The sequence below is a fragment of the Vibrio sp. R-1 genome (genome assembly GCF_035615595.1).
In the GTDB taxonomy this organism is placed as follows: domain Bacteria; phylum Pseudomonadota; class Gammaproteobacteria; order Enterobacterales; family Vibrionaceae; genus Vibrio; species Vibrio cholerae.
The window spans coordinates 1-751 of record NZ_WPDC01000252.1; the positions used below are offsets into that span (position 1 = coordinate 1).

1 protein-coding gene is annotated in these 751 nt (G+C 40.3%); it reads right to left on the minus strand.

Features of this window, described 5'->3' with window-relative positions:
• Window positions 1–296: 296 nt before the first annotated feature.
• A complete protein-coding gene (locus GOU96_RS17930; protein ID WP_108244019.1) occupies window positions 297–734 on the minus strand; it encodes a hypothetical protein in 438 nt (145 codons plus the stop codon).
• Between the last annotated feature and the right edge of the window lie 17 nt (window positions 735–751).

Consider the following 751-nt stretch of genomic DNA (forward strand, 5'->3'; position numbering starts at 1 on the left):
AAGCTTCGGGGCTTGTGGATTTTCAGCGACTTGATATCGCTGAGCTTTCAACACGTTCTACCAAATTAGCATCAGGAAAACTCGAAAGCCAAGTTGTGACATTTGAATGCTAAAAGCTGAGTTTTCAAAGCAATTAAACCCAGATTTTGATGATTTTCGCTTTAAGAAGCTAACGCCCGCTTAAGTGGTGAGCAACGCTACCACGAAACTCAACTACTGCACCGTAAACACAAAAGCCAAAGCAAACCAAAACCGCCAAGCGTTGCGAATCCGCCTTAAAGCGTTTGTTAAATGACTTACACGACGGTTACTACTTTAATTAATTGCTTCTCTATGGACTGTGCTAATTCATCAGCATCTCTGGCATTATCCATTAATTCGATACGCTTTTCAGGTGTAACTTTACCTCTATTACTATCTGATATGCGAAAGCAAACAGTGAAATATTTAGCAATTTCATCTGCAAGAGGTTTATCAAAGTAAAAAACAGCATTCTTTGACGGGTAATAGAACTTGCTTACACTTGAAGTTTCCGCACCATCCCATTTCTGAGTCATATGCATTTTCAACTCAAAAAATGCATCATAAATCGCTTTTTGATGCTGATGTAAACTGATCTGATTTGCTTTTTTAGCTTCAGACCAGGCCCAACGAGCATATAGAGCAGACAAAGCCGCTACCACCAATGAAACGACTGCCGTAGCATCTGATATATCCAAGATTCCTCCTGTCATTTAACGCCCGCCTAAGG